9 protein-coding genes, 1 tRNA gene and 1 pseudogene are annotated in these 16,459 nt (G+C 74.0%); 6 read left to right on the top strand and 5 right to left on the bottom strand.

The window, feature by feature from the left end:
• Positions 1-159: 159 nt before the first annotated feature.
• The gene (locus BM076_RS24905; protein ID WP_407640705.1) at positions 160-1,605 is read right to left on the bottom strand and encodes a PrsW family intramembrane metalloprotease; all 1,446 of its coding nucleotides are present in this window, start codon (positions 1,603-1,605) and stop codon (positions 160-162) included.
• Positions 1,606-1,721: 116 nt separating this feature from the next.
• Positions 1,722-2,531, bottom strand: coding sequence for a tRNA (guanosine(46)-N7)-methyltransferase TrmB (trmB, locus tag BM076_RS24900; RefSeq protein WP_093715935.1), 810 nt, complete (start codon positions 2,529-2,531; stop codon positions 1,722-1,724).
• Between the two features lie 275 nt (positions 2,532-2,806).
• Here trmB and metG point away from each other — a divergent pair, with 275 nt between their 5' ends.
• Positions 2,807-4,504, top strand: a complete 1,698-nt coding sequence (metG, locus tag BM076_RS24895) for a methionine--tRNA ligase (RefSeq protein WP_093715934.1) — start codon at positions 2,807-2,809, stop codon at positions 4,502-4,504.
• 190 nt (positions 4,505-4,694) lie between these two features.
• On the opposite strand, the gene lhgO is transcribed toward metG, so the two are convergent.
• Positions 4,695-5,957 carry an L-2-hydroxyglutarate oxidase gene (gene lhgO / locus BM076_RS24890; protein ID WP_093715933.1) on the bottom strand — a complete coding sequence of 421 codons (1,263 nt, stop codon included), beginning with the start codon at positions 5,955-5,957 and terminating at the stop codon, positions 4,695-4,697.
• A gap of 147 nt (positions 5,958-6,104) precedes the next feature.
• A complete protein-coding gene (locus BM076_RS24885) occupies positions 6,105-7,520 on the bottom strand; it encodes an MFS transporter (protein WP_093715932.1) in 1,416 nt (471 codons plus the stop codon).
• 982 nt (positions 7,521-8,502) lie between these two features.
• Between BM076_RS24885 and BM076_RS24880 the strand changes: the two genes are divergently transcribed.
• The 5 genes from BM076_RS24880 to BM076_RS24860 all read left to right on the top strand — a co-directional run bounded on the left by BM076_RS24880 (position 8,503) and on the right by BM076_RS24860 (position 15,924).
• Entirely contained in the window at positions 8,503-10,803 is a 2,301-nt protein-coding gene (locus tag BM076_RS24880) for an asparagine synthase-related protein (RefSeq protein WP_407640704.1), read from the top strand.
• 558 nt (positions 10,804-11,361) lie between these two features.
• The gene (locus BM076_RS24875) at positions 11,362-12,573 is read left to right on the top strand and encodes a DNA polymerase III subunit delta' (protein WP_093715931.1); all 1,212 of its coding nucleotides are present in this window, start codon (positions 11,362-11,364) and stop codon (positions 12,571-12,573) included.
• Between the two features lie 426 nt (positions 12,574-12,999).
• Positions 13,000-14,019 carry a hypothetical protein gene (locus BM076_RS24870; protein WP_093715930.1) on the top strand — a complete coding sequence of 340 codons (1,020 nt, stop codon included), beginning with the start codon at positions 13,000-13,002 and terminating at the stop codon, positions 14,017-14,019.
• Positions 14,020-14,175: 156 nt separating this feature from the next.
• The gene (locus BM076_RS24865) at positions 14,176-15,741 is read left to right on the top strand and encodes an alpha/beta hydrolase (RefSeq protein ID WP_093715929.1); all 1,566 of its coding nucleotides are present in this window, start codon (positions 14,176-14,178) and stop codon (positions 15,739-15,741) included.
• Positions 15,742-15,850: 109 nt separating this feature from the next.
• Positions 15,851-15,924 (top strand) — tRNA-Thr (locus BM076_RS24860).
• A 275-nt stretch (positions 15,925-16,199) separates the two neighbouring features.
• On the opposite strand, the pseudogene BM076_RS36780 reads toward BM076_RS24860, so the two are convergent.
• Positions 16,200-16,459 (bottom strand): annotated as a pseudogene (locus BM076_RS36780) (FG-GAP repeat domain-containing protein); the annotation flags it as partial.

Genomic DNA, 16,459 nt, shown 5'->3' with positions numbered 1-16,459 from the left:
ACGGTGCCCCCAAATGTCGCGTGTGGAAAAGTATGAGGATCACACTAACGCGAGGCTCTGACAGCCCTAGTGAGCCACCGCAGCGTCATTGCTTTCCTTGGGCTTGCCGTCATTATCGGGTGAAGCTCCGCTGATGTGGACAAATAAGGAGAAACGGCGTCACGGATGCTTGCCCGCACCCGGCCCCGGAGGGCCCCAGGGGGGTGGGGACGACTGGGGTGGGGGCCACATCGGGGGGCGGCGCGGGGTTGGGAGGGGTGGGGGCCAGAGGGGGAAGGGGTGGGCGGCGGAGGTCAGGGCGGGTTGGGCCAGGGGGCGGCGGTGCCAGAGGTGGTGGAGGAGTTCGGCCTCGCGGGCGGTGAAGTCGGCGGGGGCCGCGCCGCGGGTCGCGGCGGCGCGGAGGAAGGCGAGGTGGGTGGCGAAGACGGCGTAGTCGCGTACGGCGCGGGCGCCGGCCTCGCCGTGGTGGCGGCGGGCGATGTCGCGGGCCCGGGAGCGCGACTTCATGGACGCGAGCGCGACCGGCTCGGGAAGGGTGAGCCAGCCGGCCGCGGCGTACACGGGCAGGTGGGAGCGTACGGTGCGCAGCTCGCGCGCCCGGGCCCAGAAGGCCAGCCAGACGACGAGCCCGAAGACGGGCAGCATCACGGCCACGTACACCGTCAGGAAACCGATCGGGGACAGCTGCGAGGAACTGTTCCACAGCCCGTGCAGGCACATCGCGACGAGCCAGCCGCACAGCGGGGCGAGCCGGCGCCAGACGCTGCGCGGGCGGCTGGTGGCGGCGATCGCGAAGCCGATCCCGGTCATGGATGTGAAGAGCGGATGCGCGAAAGGCGTCATCAGGACGCGGACGAAGAAGGTCGCGGCGGTCGCCGAGCCGAGGACGGAGGAGCCGAGGGCCTTGTCCTCGCCGAAGGCGGAACCTATGTAGAGGATGTTCTCGGTGAAGGCGAAGCCGGTCGCGGCCAGGCCCGCCAGCACGATGCCGTCGACGATCGACTCGATGTGCCGCCGCCGGAAGGCGAACAGGAGCAGCAGCGCCGCGCCCTTCGCCGTCTCCTCGACCAGTGGCGCGACAAAGGTCGCACCCCACCTGTCGGTCTGGGTCTGACTCGCCGAGAAGGTCGTGGCCAGCAGCTTCGCCCCGTACTCATTGGCGAACAGCGCGACGAGCGTGGCCGCGCACGCGCCCCAGGAGAAGGCGAAGACGACGTTCTGCCAGGGGCTCGGCGCCACGTGGTCGAGCCAGAGGAACGCCCAGAGCAGCAGCGGTACGGGCAGGATCGCCAGCGCCAGGCCGACCAGGAAGCTCTCGGTGCCGATGTGCTGGCGCACCACCGCGAGGATGATCACACCGCAGACCGCGAGCGCCGTGAACAGCGCGCCCGTCCGGACCGCCCGGCTCTCCCAGAAGGGCCGCCGTGGCGCGTACTGCCAGTCCTCCGGAGCGGGGGCGGGTGCGGGGGCTGCGGAAGCGGGGGCCGACACCGGCGTCACGTCGGAGCCGGGCCGTACGGGAGCCGCGGGCAGCCCGGCCGCACCGGGCGAGCCCACTCCGTACGGACCCGCGGCCCCGGCAGCCGGGTGCGAATACGTGGACACCCGTCGACAGTACGGGGGCCGGGCGGCCCCGCGCGAGGGTGCGTACGAATCGATCCCCGCAGGTGACCGGCCCGATACGGTGGCCCCCGTACGGTCCGGCGCTCACCGGCGGCGGATCACACCCGTGTGAACAGCAGATCCCGTACGACGTGGCCCTTCGCCAGCCCCTGCCGCTCGAACTTCGTCAGCGGCCGGAAATCGGGACGCGGCGCGAAACCTTCCGCGGGCCGCGAATTCGGACCGGCCGGATACTGATTGACCAGCCCCGGCGCCGCCGACAGCACCTCCAGCATGTGCTCGGCGTACGGCTCCCAGTCCGTCGCGCAGTGCACGACCGCGCCCGGCCGCAGCAGCGGCGTGACCATGGCCAGGAAATCCGGCTGGATCAGCCGCCGCTTGTGGTGCTTGGCCTTGGGCCAGGGGTCGGGGAAGTAGACGCGCAGGCCCGCGAGGGAGGCGGGCGGAAGCATGTCGCGCAGCAGGACGACGGCGTCGCCGTTGGCCACCCGGACGTTGGTCAGGCCGAGGCGGTCGGCGAGCGCGAGCAGATTGCCCTGGCCGGGGGTGTGCACGTCCACGGCGAGGATGCCGGTCGCCGGGTCGGCGGCGGCCATCGCGGCGGTCGCGTCGCCCATCCCGAAGCCGATCTCCAGGACGACGGGGAGGTCGGCCGAGCCGAACAGCGCGGGCAGGTCCAGCGGGCTGCCGTCCAGCTCGACGCCCCACGCGTCCCAGTGCGCGTCGATCGCCGCGGCCTGCGCCTGCGTGATCCGCCCGCGCCGGGCATGGAACGACCTGATCCGGTGCTCCTCGCGGGAGGCGGCCGGATCGGGCGCGGGACCGTTCGGGAACCGCCGCTGCTTCACGAGGATGTCGGCGCGGTCGGTGACGGTGACCGTCGTGGGGGGAGTGGGTGAGCTGGACACAATGCTCCCGATTCTACGGGGTCGGCCGCGTACGCCCCCGGCCGCCGGAAATCCCCGGGCCCGTGGCCGTACGGCCCTGTTACCCTCGGCACATGATCACACGCGCACCGCAGATGATGCCCCGCCACCGGGGCAGCCACTGACGCGCGCGTGCGACCACCGCACACGACACACGAGGCCCCGGGAACGGGGCCTCGTTTTTGTGTCCGGAACCCCGCCCCTCGCCGATCACCGACGGCACTCGCCGATCACCGAAGGCAAAGGAAGAGGCTCCGATGACCGCAGCCCGTACGCCCGCGAAGCTCCCGTACTACGTCACCACCACCATCCCGTACGTCAACGCCCGCCCCCACCTCGGCTTCGCGCTCGAACTCGTCCAGGCAGACGTCCTGGCCCGCCACCGCCGCCGGGCCGGCCACCCCGTCCGCTTCCTGTCCGGCACGGACGACAATTCGCTGAAGAACGTGCTGGCCGCCGAGGCCGAGGGCGTCCCCGTCCAGCAGTTCGTGGACCGGAACGCCGCCGCCTTCGCGGCCCTGCGCGCGCCCCTCGCGCTCTCCTTCGACGACTTCATCCGCACCAGCAGCGACCCGCGCCACCGCACCGGCGTGGAGGCGCTGTGGCGGCGGTGCGCGGCGGCCGGCGACCTGTACCGGAAGCATTACGAGGGGCTGTACTGCGTCGGCTGCGAGCAGTTCTGGACGCCGGAGGAACTGGTCGACGGGCGCTGTCCCGAGCACGGCACCGTGCCGCGGCCGGTCGCCGAGGAGAACTGGTTCTTCCGGCTCTCGCAGTACGGCGACCGGCTGCGCGCGCTGATCACCAGCGGTCGGCTCCGTGTCGAACCGGCCGCCCGCCGCAACGAAGTGCTCGCCCTCATCGACGGCGGCCTGCGCGACTTCTCGGTCTCGCGCTCGGTCGCCCGCGCCCGCGGCTGGGGCATCCCGGTGCCGGACGACCCGGACCAGGTCGTCTACGTCTGGTGGGACGCGCTCGGCAATTACGTGACCGCCCTCGGTTACGGGTCGGCCCCGGAGGGCGGTGGCGGCGACGCGTACGAGCGCTGGTGGGCGGGGGAGGGGCGCCGCGTCCACCTCGTCGGTAAAGGGGTGGTCCGCTTCCACGCCGTGTACTGGCCCGCCATGCTGCTGTCCGCGGGCCTGCCGCTGCCGACGGATGTGCTCGTGCACGACTATCTGACCGTTGACGGCCGCAAGATCAGCAAGTCGGCAGGTACGGGCGTTGGTTCGGCCGTCGACCCGGCCCAACTCGTCGCCGCTTACGGTACGGACGCGGTCCGCTGGTGGCTGCTGCGCGACGTACCGCGCGTCGGCGACGCGGACTTCACCGTCGAGCGGCTGATCGCCCGCGCCAACTCCGACCTCGCGGGCGGCCTCGGGAATCTGGTGCACCGCGTGGTGACGATGATTCACCGCTACCGCGGCGGCCGCCCCGACCGTACGGGCGCCCCCGATTCACCCGATACGGCCCCGCTCGCGACCGCCTGCCGTACCGCCGGCGACCGCGTCACCGCCGCCCTCGCCCGCCACGACTTCCGCCGCGCCGCGGCGGCCGTCTGGACGATCCTGGAAGAGGCCAACCGCTGCATCGAGTCCACCCGACCCTGGGACCTGGCAAAGGCGGAGGCAGCGGCCGCGCCGCCCGCCGCCGGCCCGCACCTGGGCCCTGCCGGAAGCCCGGCCGCCGCCGGACATGCCCACGCTGCCGCGAGCCTGGGCCTGGCCGGAAGCCCGGACACGACGGGACGTCTGGCCGTGGCGGGATACCCGGACGGCGCCGGACGTCTGGACGTGGTCCTCGTCGTCCTCCTCGACGCGTGCCGCCAACTCGCCGACCAGCTCGCCCCGTTCCTCCCGGACGCGGCGGGCCGGATCGCGCGGCAGTGCACGCCGGACGCGGACGGCGTACTCCCGCGCCCGGCGCCGCTGTTCGCGCGGATCGAACTGCCGTGACAGGGGGCGTCGGTGACCGCGGGAGCCGGCGCCCCCGACCCCCGCCCGTCCGGCGGCGACCGCCGCCTGCGCGACCCCAACCCCCGCCCGGCGGAAGGTGACTCCGTGCCGCCGCCCGCGCAGCCCTTCCGCCGGAGGCGGACCGTCCGGCGTGGGCGCCGATGCACGAACTCCCGTCCGCCGCAGGCGACTACGCGTCCCGCAGTGCGGCGAGCGCGCGCCGCGCGACCTCGCGGCCGATGGGGAGGGAAGCGGTCGCCGCAGGCGACGGCGCGTTGAGGACGTGGACGAAGGGCCCGGAGCCGCCGAAGAGGAAGTCGTCGACGAGGGTGCCGTCCGGGAGGACGGCCTGGGCGCGGACGCCGGCCGGGGCCGGGACGAGGTCGCCGGGGCGCAGGTCGGGCAGCAGGCGGCGGGCGTTCGCCGTGAAGGCGCGCTTGGACAGGGAACGGTGGATCTCACCGACCTCCTGGCGCCAGTGGCGCCGGGCGATCCGCCAGGTGCCGGGGAAGCGCGCGGTCGCGGTGAGATCGGCCAGCCGTACGGTGCTGCGCCGGTAGCCCTCGCGGGCCAGCGCGGGCACGGCGTTCGGCCCGAGATGCACGCCGCCGTGCACGTCACGCGTCAAGTGGACGCCGAGGAAGGGGAATTCGGGATCGGGCACCGGATAGACCAGCCCGCGCACCAGCCCGCGCCGTACCGGCACCAGCTCGTAGAACTCGCCCCGGAAAGGCACGATCCGCATCCCCGGGTCGTCCCCGGCCAGCTCGGCGATCCGGTCGCTGTGCAGGCCCGCGCAGTTGACCAGCACCTTCGTACGGAGTGCGGCCCCGGGCCGCCCCTCGGCGTCCGCCGTCCCGACGGCGATCAGACCGTCCGCGCGGCGCTCGATCGTACGGACCTGCTCGCCGTACCGGATCCGGCAGCCGGCGTCCGTATCAGCGTCCGTGGCGAGCCGGGCGAAGGCGGCGGCGACCGCCCGGTAGTCGCAGATGCCGGTGGCGGCGACATGGATGGCGGCGATCCCCGCGACCTTCGGTTCGTGCTCGGCGATCTGGGCAGGGCCCAACTCCCGTACGGCTAAGCCGTGTTCCCGGCCGCGCTGGACGAGGGCGTGCAGCCGGGGCAGTTCGGCGGGCGCGGTCGCGACGATCAGCTTGCCGGTGATCTCGTGCGCGATGCCGTGCTCGGCGCAGAATTTGGCGAGCTCCGCCGACCCGGCGAGCGCGTACCGCGCCTTGAGCGAACCGGGCCGGTAGTAGATGCCGCTGTGGATCACCCCGCTGTTGCGGCCGGTCTGGTGCCGCGCCGGGCCCGGCTCCTTCTCCAGCACCGTGATCCGGGTGCCGGGGGCCGCGCGCGTGAGGGCGTACGCGGTGGACAGGCCGATGATGCCCGCGCCGACGATGACGACGTCCTCCGGAGAGGAGCCGAGAGGTCCGGTGCGGGTCATGACGCCTCCTGCCTGTGGGCCCTCATAGCCGGGCAGGTTAGCTCTCAAACATCGGACGGGTGCGGAATTTGCTGTCGGCATGTCCGGAAAGCACGCCCCCGGACTGACGGACCGACGGACCGACGAAACCGACGGCCGACAGGCCGGCTACGCGGGCGCCGCGAGCAACGGCCGTGCCCGCTCCCGGAGTTCGAGCACGCGCGGCTCGTCGTTGTACGGCTCCAGGCGGTGCAGCAGGTCGCGGACGTACTCCGTGGTGCGGGCCGAGGAGATCCGCCCCGCGACCTCGACGGCCTTGGTGCCGGCCGCGCACGCCGCGTCCAGATTCCCCGACTCCAGTTCGGCGACGGCCGACACGACCAGCCGCAGGCCGTGCGAGCGCACGAACTCCTCGGTGGGCTTGGCCAGCGCCTGCTCGGTGAAGCGCTGCACCTGGCGCGGGATGCGCAGGTCGCGGTAGCACTCGGCGGCGTCGGCGGCGAGCCGGTCGTAGGAGTAGAAGCCGAGCCACTGCGGGTCCGCGTCGCCGTCCCGGGAGCGCTCCAGCAGCGCCTCGGCGGCGGCCAGCGACGCCCCGCAGGCCGCCGCCTCGCCCGCCTTGGCGTGCGCGCGGGCCTCGACGAGGTGGAAGAAGCTCATCGTGCGGGCGGTGGCCAGGCCCCGGTTGCGCTCCAGGGCGGCCTGCGCGAGGTCGACGCCCTCGTCGGAGAAGTTGCGGTAGGTGGCCTGGAGCGACATCGACGCGAGGACGTAACCGCCGAGCGGCACGTCGGCGGCGGCGCGGGCCAGCCGCAGCGCCTGGATGTAGTACCGCTGCGCCGCCTCCTGCTGACCGGTGTCGAAGGCCATCCACCCGGCGAGCCGGGTGAGTTCGGCGGTCGCGCCGAACAGCGCGCGGCCCACGTCGTCGCTGTACGAGCCGAGCAGCAGCGGCGCCGCCTCGACCCGCAGGCACTCCGGCACCATGCCCGAACGCCAGTCGCCGCCCCCGTACTTGGAGTCCCAGCGGCGGGCGTCCTCGGCGGCCTCGCGGAGCTTGGAGACATCGTTGTGCCCCACGTGATTCATCCCCGGCGCGGGCGCGTCACGGGCCACGGTGGCGTCCGCGGGGGTGATCAACCAGCGCGAGGCGGGGGTCACGTAAGCGCTCACTGCGAAAGATCCGGCCAAGCTCTGCCAGATGCCCCCGCCGCCCGGGCCGCGCCGTCCGGCGAGATCCAACCGCCAGAGATCGGTGGCCGATTTCACCGCCTCGCCGACGTCCCTGGGGAAGGCAAGACCGACCTCCGGCGCCGGGTCGGCGTCGGCCAGACCGATCTCGTGCAGCGGCACGGGACGGCCCAGCTTGGCGCCTATCGCCGCCGCGATCAGATGCGGCGCCGCGCCCTGCGGGACCATGCCCTTGGCCACCCACCGGGCGACCGACGTCTTGTCATAACGCAGCGTCAGACCACGTTGCGCACCAAGGTCGTTGACCCTGCGGGCGAGTCCGGCGTTGCTGATGCCGGCCGCGGCGAGAAGGGTGCCGAGCTTCTCGTTCGGCCCGCGGTGTTCTCTGTTCACTGCGGTTCACCTCGTGATGCCGCTGGGGGCAGGCCGGCCGGCCTGGTCTTGTCGTGGGGTGCGGGGGTCGCCCTCCCCTGGAGTCCGATTCAGCCACCGCGGTGACCGCTGCACGGCCGGTGCGGCGCATGCGCCGGACACCCGAGCCGCGCGTACGTGTGCGAACCGGGTACACCCAGCGTAGTTCGCCGCATCCCGACCGTTAAGAGTCTCGTCCCGGATGGCGAGATTCCTGCCCCTTACTCGCCACGGACGCACAGGCGACTCATCGGTGCGGTGGACCGTGCTCCCGGAATATGTGGCCGTGCGCCCGGCCGTGCGCTCTGTGCCGTCACGGGCCGCGGCGCTTGCATGGGGACCGTGGGTCGGCCCGCGGCCCCGGCAGGCGGCTATGGCGGTGGCACGGCGGGCCAGGGGGTTCCGTTGCCACAATCCCCGCGGGCGGCGGACCGGCCCGGGAGGCGCCTGTGGGCCCTCCCGGGCCGTGGACCTCGCCCTGCGCCGACGCCCTGCCACGGCGGCGGGCCCGCGCCCCGTATCCCGACGGCTCCGGGAGGTGCTCCACCGGCGGTCCACATCTGCTCCACACCTCCTCCACGATCACGTCCGTGCTCCGCTTCCGTGCCCCGCCACTGCCTCCGCGCGGCCGGAAAGAGTCTTGAGCGTCCCGCCCTCCGACCTCGAACCGGCCCCGAATCGTCCTCGGCCGGTCCCCGTCACCGGACTTGGTGACCGGCATATCAACTGCGGCATGTGCCGCGGACTTTGGCGCGAATCAGACGTTTCGGCCGATGCGCGTTCCCCGCTCGCCCCGCGGCTGCCTCCCGCGTGCGACCCGGCGCTCCTTGGTGCACCCATGCGCCGCTTTGCGCGCTCTCACGTGGCAGCATGGTCTTTCGGACTTCAGACGTGGCAGCGCGGCGGTGCGGCAGTGGGGCGGTCCCCCCGGCGCACCGGCTGTCCACAGCCTGTGGAGGCGGCGATGCGGTGGTTGGTGGGGTGGAGCAGTGCCACCGCGGGTCCCGTTACCGATGTCCGCGCCGGCTCGCGTCCTGGCATGGGCCCGGGTGCGCGCGGCCGTACGCCGCTGCCCGTCGGTGCCCAACTCCTGTGGGCCGAGCCCGATCCGCTGTGGGTGGTCGGTGACTGGCGCCCCGACGAGATCCGCGTCGTGCACGCCGACGCGGGCGGCGGGACGTACGCGTACGGCGGCGGCAACGGGGCGGCGGCGTACGGGAACGGCTCCGGAACTCATGGCAACGGCGCGGCGTACGGCGACGGTTACGGCTACCGCGGGGGCCAGAACGGCGCCTCGTCCAACGGGCACGGCCCGGGCCCCGGACCGTACGGCGGCGCCCCGCACAGCATCGCGCGGCTCGCGATCGTCGGCCGCTGCGGCGCCAGCGACTCCGAGCTGCGGCTCGGCCTGGTCGCCGCCCGCGGCGGCGCGCTGCGCCATCTGACGGCCTGGTCCGGCAGTTACACCGCCGTCCTCCAACTCGGCCGCCGCATCACCGTGTTGGGCGACCTCGCCGGCGCCCGGCCGGTCTTCCACACCCGCTGGTCCGGCGGCACCGCGTACGCCACCGCCGCGCTCCCGCTCGCCGACCTCATCGAGGCCGGGCTCGACGTCACCCACCTCGCCGCCCTGCTCGCCTGCCCCGACTCGCCCGAGGCGCTCGGCGACGGCACCCCGTACCTCGGCGTGCGCCGCGTGCCGCCCGGTCACGCGCTCATCCTGCGCGACGGCGTTCCCGACGTCAGCGGCTACGAACCCACCGCCTCGCTCGCCGTCGGCCACCAGCCCACCAGCACCGCCGACGCCGCCGCCGCGATCGACGGCATACGGGACGCGCTCGTCGACGCCGTCCGCGCCCGGCTCGACCAGGCGCGTTTCGTCCCCGACCCCACCGGCGAGGGCGACGGCGTCGCGCCCGGCATCGGCGCCGACCTGTCCGGCGGCAGCGCCTCCGCCACCCTCGCGCTGCTCGCCGCCGGACTCCCCGGCAACCCCGGGCTGCTGCCCGGCGCCCCCGGCTCGCTCGCCGGCGAACGGCTGCTCGCCGTCACCTTCAACGACCTCGCCGCCGGCGGATTCCGGGACCGCGACGCCGAGTTGGAGAGGGCCCGGGCCATGGGCGGCGACCCCCGGCTGCGGCACGTCGTCGTACCGGGCGGCGCCGAGGCGCTCCCGTACGCCGACCTCGCCGGCGGCCCGCTCACCGACGAGCCGGGCCCGTCCCTCATCGACGCCGAACGCAACCGGCGCAGGCTCGCCGCGGGCGGCGCCGACCACCTCATCGGCTTCGGCGCCCGGCAGGTCCTTGACGCGCATCCCGCGCGGCTCGCCGACCTGTTGATGGACCGGCGGCGCCGCCACCTCGTCCGGCCCGTCGCCGCGCTCACCCGCGCGGACGGGGCCGCCGGGGGACACCCCGCGCTCGTCCCCTTCACCGTGCCCGTCACCGTCTACCGGGCCGCCCGGCGGCTCGCCCGCACCCCGTACCAGCAGGGCGTGGAGGACGCGGCGGCGCGGCTGCTGCGGCGGGACTTCGGGGGTTCCGGGTCTTCCGGCGGCTCAGGGGGCGGCGGGCCGCTCGGCGCGTCGCTGGCCGCCATGACCTGGGTGCGGCCCGGGCCCGCCGCCCGCTGGCTCACCGGTGAGGCGCTCGCCGAGGTGTCGGTGCGGCTCCAGGACGCGGCGCGGCGGCCCTGGCCCATGGACCGGCCAGGCGAGCGGCGCGCCCGCGCCGCCCTCGCCCGGCAGGCCGCCGACTTCCGCACCTTCGAACAGGCCGCGGCCGTCCCCAGCCAGCGGCTGCACGCGCCCTTCCTCGACAACCAGGTCGTCCGCGCCTGCCTCGCCCTCCCCGGCGCCCTGCGCGTCCGGCCCACCGCCCGCGCGGACGTCCTGCGCGAGGTCCTGGAGGGCGCCGGCGTACGGGAGTTGCCCGCCGGCTGGGGCAGCGGCTCGCCCGGCGCCTCGGTGGCGGCGGCGCGCACCGGGCTGCGGGCCTCGCTCGACGACGTCCTCGACCTCTTCGAGGCGCCGCTGCTGGCCGACGCGGGGCTGGTCGACGCGAGGATGGTACGGGGAGTGCTGGCCGCCGCCGCGGACGGTGGCGGCTCCGCGGCCGACCTCGACGGGGTCGGCGAACTCGTCGCCACCGAGGTGTGGTTGCGGCGGCTGCTGGCGCGGCGCGGGTCGTGCTGGTGGACCGGAGCGGAGGACGCGGCGGAGCCGCGGGCGGTGGCGGGGGGCGTTCAGCGGCTTTCGCTGTGACTCGGGCGCGGGCTGTGCGGGTGCCGGGTGCCGTGTTCCGTGTTCCGTGTTCCGTGTGCCGGTGCGGGGGTCGGGGTGCGGGTGCTCCGGGAGAGGGGGTCGAAATCGGTATATTTACGGCGCTTCTGGTTCTTCCGTAACGGTGCCCTCTTCCCCGCCACAAATATCCGGCATCATTTCGACCCCCTCTCCCTGCGCCCCCGCCCCCCTCCTGCCGTCCTGGGTCTGCGGGAAGTCTGTGGAACCGACCGCCGTCGACGTATTGTTCCCGCCCACCCGTCCCCGGTACGGGTAGCGAAGACGACCGTTCGCCGCCGATGTACCTGGAGGGGCCGGGTCGGGGTGTCCCCGCAGATTTGCGTGCAGACACATGGGTGCCGAATACGTACGAAGGGCTCCGCACGCAGCTCGAGGAGACACCCCGGCCCGGCACCGACCCCCGACGACAAGGGCAAGCGCACCCCGGGAGCCAGGGAAAGCAGGACTTGTCAGTGGCGTACCGCAGAATGGGCGGTGGTAGAGGACGAACGCGAGCGGGACCGGAAAGGAGGGCGCGCGATGCCGGTGTGGGACGACGTGGTCGGCCAGGAACGAGTGGTCACCGAGTTGCGAGGAGCCGCGGCCGACGCCGACGCCCAGGTCACGGCCCACGACGAGGGCCACCCCCCGCCCCCCACCTCCCGCATGACCCACGCCTGGCTCTTCACCGGCCCCCCCGGCTCCGGCCGCTCCACCGCCGCCCGCGCCTTCGCCGCCGCCCTCCAATGCGTCAGCCCCGACCGCGCCCTCGGCGGCGAACCCGGCTGCGGCTTCTGCGACGGCTGCCACACCACCACCATCGGCACCCACGCCGACGTGGAATTCGTCCGCACCGACCTCCTCTCGATCGGCGTCAAGGAAACCCGCGACCTGGTGCGCCGCGCCGCGATGTCCCCGGCCGGCGGCCGCTGGCAGGTCATCGTGATGGAGGACGCGGACCGCCTCACCGAAGGCGCGGGCAATGTGCTGCTCAAGGCCGTCGAGGAACCCGCACCCCGTACGGTGTGGCTGCTGTGCGCCCCGTCCGTGGAGGACGCGCTGCCGACGATCCGCTCGCGGTGCCGGCTGCTGAGCCTGCGCACACCTTCCGCGGAGGCCGTCGCGGACGTACTGATGCGGCGCGACGGCATCGAGCCCGAGCTGGCGGCGCAGGTCGCGCGGGCGACACAGGGCCACATAGGGCGTGCCCGGCGGCTGGCGACGGACGAGGCCGCGCGCAAGCGCCGCGCCGCAGTGCTGCGGGTGCCGCTGCGGGTGGCGGACATCGGCGGGTGCCTGCGCGCGGCGCAGGAGTTGGTGGACGCGGCGCAGGAGGACGCGAAGGCCGTCGCGGAGGAGGTCGACAGCAAGGAGACGGAGGAGATGCGGGCGGCGCTCGGCGCCGCGGCGGGCGCGGGCAGCAGGATGCCGCGCGGCACGGCGGGCGTGATGAAGGAACTGGCGGACCGCCAGAAGCGCCGCTCGACGCGTACCCAGCGCGACACGCTGGACCTCGCCCTCACCGACCTCGCCGGCTTCTACCGCGACGTGCTGTCGCTCCAGCTCGGCTCGCCGTCCGGCATCGCGAACGTCGAGGTGCGCGAGGGCATCGAGCAGATCGCCGGCGCCTCCCGCCCGGAGCAGAGCCTGCGCCGGATCGAGGCGGTGCTCGCCTGCCGCGAGGCACTGGACCGCAATGTCGCGCCGCTGCTGGCGGTGGAGGCCCTGACCCTTGCCCTCCGGGCGGGATAGACCCCGCCCGGACCGCCGCCGGAAGTGCCCACATAGAGATTGCGGAATCGGGCCGTCCCTCCCGGCGAGAGCGTCGGCCGCGGGGGCGGCCGTCCCCACGTGGGGCGAACCACCCGCCCGGAGCCCCACCCCTTGGTGCCTTCGGGTGATCGCGCGCCCCGCCGCGTTACGGCTCCCGCCCCGTGGCCCACCGCCGTTGCAAGGTGCAGACAGCGTTCCCGCACCCCGCCGCCGTACGGACGGACCCGGCACCGACCCCCGGTACCGGCCCGGAACAAGGGACTCCCGCCCACCGGGCGCCCCCGGACGACCTCCGGACGATGTCCGGAGCCCCGGACCCGACCGTACGGACGACCCCGGCACCGTCCCCACCCCACCACCCCCCGCGGGAAGCGCGCCGCACCCGTACCCCGGAGGGTTCCCGCCGTGGCCGACGACGCCGTCCCGACCGCCGTTCTGTCCGTGCTCCTGCTCGCGGCGCTCGCCGCGACCGCGCTGCTGGCGCACCGCGCCCTGCGGCACTGGTGGGCCGAGCGGGCGGGGCGCCCGTACGAGCTGCCGGCGGACCGGCTCGGCACCGCGCTGCGGGCCGGAGCGGCGGGGGCGGCGGCGCTGGCCGCCGTCGGCCTGGCCGTACCGCTGCTGACCGGCCACGACGCGGACCGCGCGCCCGAGGGCCGGGCCGCCGCGGCCCCGAGCGCGCCGCCGCCCGCGCCGCGCCGCACCCCGGCGCCGGCCCCGCCCCCGCCGGAGATGCGGACGGTCGGTCACCCGGCCGGCGGCACGCTGATGGAATTGCGGGACGGTGTACGGGTGTGGCTGCCGCCGCGTTACGACTCGCCGGGCGCGGCGGACCTCGCGTACCCGGCCGTGGTGGCCCAACTCCCCGACAGCGCGAGCGAGAGCGCCGCCGCGTACGAGGGCTTCGCCGTCCAGGCGAAACGCGGCCTGGCGGATCCGTTCGTGCTGGTGCTGCCGCCCGGCTGCGGCGGCCGGCAGCCGCAGAAACCTCAGCAGCCCCAGGCCCCGGAGGCCGCCCTGACCGCGGCGGCCCGCCACTTCCGGCTGCTGCCCGCGACCGGCGCCCACGCCGTGATCGGCGCCGGCACGCAGGCACCCTGCGCGGTGCACGACGCGCTGGCCCACCCGGACCGCTACCGCGCCGCCGCCGGAATCTCCGGCGTCTACCCGCCCCCCGCGCCCGCCGCGGGCCCGCACGCGTCGCTGCTGCTGGCGTCCACGACGGGCGAACAGGCCCCGCGCGCCTCGGCGTTGCGGCTGCGTACGACGCTGCGCGCGCACGGCGACCAGGTACGGATCATCGACGGCGTACGGTCGCGGCGCGAGCTGTACGCGCTGGTGGCGACGTATCTGACGGAGAAGCTGGACGGCCCGAGCCGTACGGGGACGGCGGGTACGAAGCCGGCGGCGGCCCGCACCCGATAGGACCCCGCACAAGCCGTCAGCGCAGCTCTCCGCACAGCCCTCCCCGTAAGCCCCCCACAACCCTGCGAGTCACTCATTAGGGGACAGCCGTACCCGGCGCCCCCGCCCACCGGCAGATACGCTCGCAAACACCCGACGGGAGGACCCGAGCCGCCGATGCACCCCAAGCGCCTGCTCCGCATCCCGGCCACCGTGATCGCGGTGACCGGCCTGCTGCTGTCCGCATGCACCTCCGAGGGCGGCGGGCACAAGGCCGCCGCGTCCTCGCCGGTGCCCGCGACGACCTCGCTCAAGCCGCTGCCGTCGGGTAGTCCCGCGGACCTGGCGCCGTACTACGGGCAGAAGCTGTCCTGGCACGACTGCGGTGTGCCCGGCTTCCAGTGCTCGACCATGAAGGTCCCGCTGGACTACGCGCACCCCGTCCCCGCCGACGACCTCAAGCTTGCCGTCGCGCGCAAGAAGGCCGCGGGCCCCGGCAAGCGGCTCGGGTCGCTGCTGGTCAACCCGGGCGGGCCCGGCGGCTCGGCGATCGACTATCTGCAGTACGCGGCGCTCGGCTACCCCGCGCCGGTGACGTCGCGGTACGACATGGCGGCCGTCGACCCGCGCGGTGTGGCCCGCAGCGAGCCCGTGGAGTGCCTGTCCGACCAGCAGATGGACGCGTACACCTCCGTCGACACCACCCCCGACGACAAGGCCGAGATCACCAAGCTCACCACCGCCGACCGCGACTTCGCCAAGGGCTGCGAGCAGCGGTCCGCGAAGATCCTCGGGCATGTCTCGACCGTCGACTCGGCCCGTGACATGGATGTGCTGCGGGCGCTGCTCGGCGACCAGAAGCTGACGTACGTCGGAAAGTCGTACGGCACCTTCCTCGGCGCGACCTACGCCGGCCTCTTCCCGCAGCGCGTCGGCCGCCTCGTGCTCGACGGCGCGATGGACCCGTCCGTCGGGGCGCTGGAGAGCAGCCGCGCGCAGGCGGGCGGCTTCGAGACCGCGTTCAAGGCGTTCGCCGAGGACTGCGTCAAGCGCTCCGACTGCCCGCTGGGCACCACCTCGTACGCCGACGCGGGCAAGCGCCTGGACGGCCTCTTCTCCTCGCTGGACGCCACACCGCTCTCCACCGGCACCAAGCGCCCCCTCACCGAGGCGCTCGGCACCACAGGGGTGATCGCCGCGATGTACGACGAGGGCGCGTGGTCGTCCCTGCGCACCGCGCTGACCAGCGCCTTCAAGGGTGACGGCGGCCCGCTGCTCCAGCTCTCGGACAGCTATTACGAGCGGGACGACAAGGGCAAGTACAGCAATCTGATGTACGCCAACTCCGCCGTCAACTGCCTCGACCTGCCCCCGGCCCTGTCCTCCCCGGCCGACGTCGAACGCGCCCTGCCCGCCTTCCGCGCCGCCTCCCCGCACTTCGGTACGACCCTGGCCTGGTCCTCCCTGATCTGCGGCTACTGGCCGCTGCCCGCCACCGGCCACGCCCAGCGCATCGAGGCCAAGGGCGCCGCCCCGATCCTGGTCGTCGGCACCATCCGCGACCCGGCGACCCCGTACGCCTGGGCCGTCTCCCTCGCCGACCAGCTCTCCTCCGGCCACCTCCTCACCTACGACGGCGACGGCCACACCGCCTACGCCCGCGGCTCCGACTGCATCGACACCGCCGTCAACGCCTACCTCCTCCAGGGCAAGGTCCCCCCGAAGGACCAGAAGTGCACCTGACCCCCTGACCTGCACCCCCCATGATCCCCACCTGGTCCTGACCACCCCCCACAACCCTGTAGACTTTCCCCCGCTGCGCCTGCCACCCTGGCACCCACGCGCGCAGCGCGCCGCCTTAGCTCAGTTGGCCAGAGCAACGCACTCGTAATGCGTAGGTCTCGGGTTCGAATCCCGAAGGCGGCTCGGCTTGGAGCCCGGTTCGGACATTGTCCGGACCGGGCTTTCTTGTTTTGAAGATCCTTGGAATTTCGGGTTGATCGGCACGTATTGCCTGTGCATTCCCATGCGCAGACATCCGATTTCGAGAACACGGCCGTCTCTGATCCATCGAGCGCGAAGACGGCCGGGCCGATCTCGCCTCTGCCGACTACCGAGCAGCATGGGGCGCCGGCCCGGGCGTCCGAGGAAAAATGCCGGACCGGCGCTTCGAAGGGCGTTCGAGAAAGGATGGTGGTGGGTCAGAGGAGGGTGTTGTAGGCCTGCCAGCCGTCGCTGATTTTGGTGCGGGGTTTGAAGGGGGCTTGGGGGTTGCCGGTGCCTTCGTAGTACCAGAGGCCGGTGGGGTCGGTGGCGAGGAGGTCGTTGTGGCCGTCGCCGTGGAGGTCGCCGACGCCGAGGAGGTGGGTGTAGGTGTTCCAGCCGGGGCCGATCGGGGTGCGGCGGGCGTACGGGGCGGCGGTCTTGCCGGTGCCGGCGTAGAGCCAGAGTTCGCCGGTGG

The organism is Actinacidiphila alni (assembly GCF_900112845.1).
Taxonomy (GTDB): domain Bacteria; phylum Actinomycetota; class Actinomycetes; order Streptomycetales; family Streptomycetaceae; genus Actinacidiphila; species Actinacidiphila alni.
The sequence above is the reverse complement of the archived record's forward strand: the minus strand, read 5'-3'. Positions and strand labels throughout refer to the sequence as shown.

Coding starts and splice junctions, on each gene's coding strand:
- metG (WP_093715934.1), top strand. CDS start 2,807: ATGACCGCAGCCCGTACGCCCGCGAAGCTCCCGTACTACGTCACCACC.
- lhgO (WP_093715933.1), bottom strand. CDS start 5,957: ATGACCCGCACCGGACCTCTCGGCTCCTCTCCGGAGGACGTCGTCATC.
- BM076_RS24880 (WP_407640704.1), top strand. CDS start 8,503: ATGCGGTGGTTGGTGGGGTGGAGCAGTGCCACCGCGGGTCCCGTTACC.
- BM076_RS24875 (WP_093715931.1), top strand. CDS start 11,362: ATGCCGGTGTGGGACGACGTGGTCGGCCAGGAACGAGTGGTCACCGAG.
- BM076_RS24865 (WP_093715929.1), top strand. CDS start 14,176: ATGCACCCCAAGCGCCTGCTCCGCATCCCGGCCACCGTGATCGCGGTG.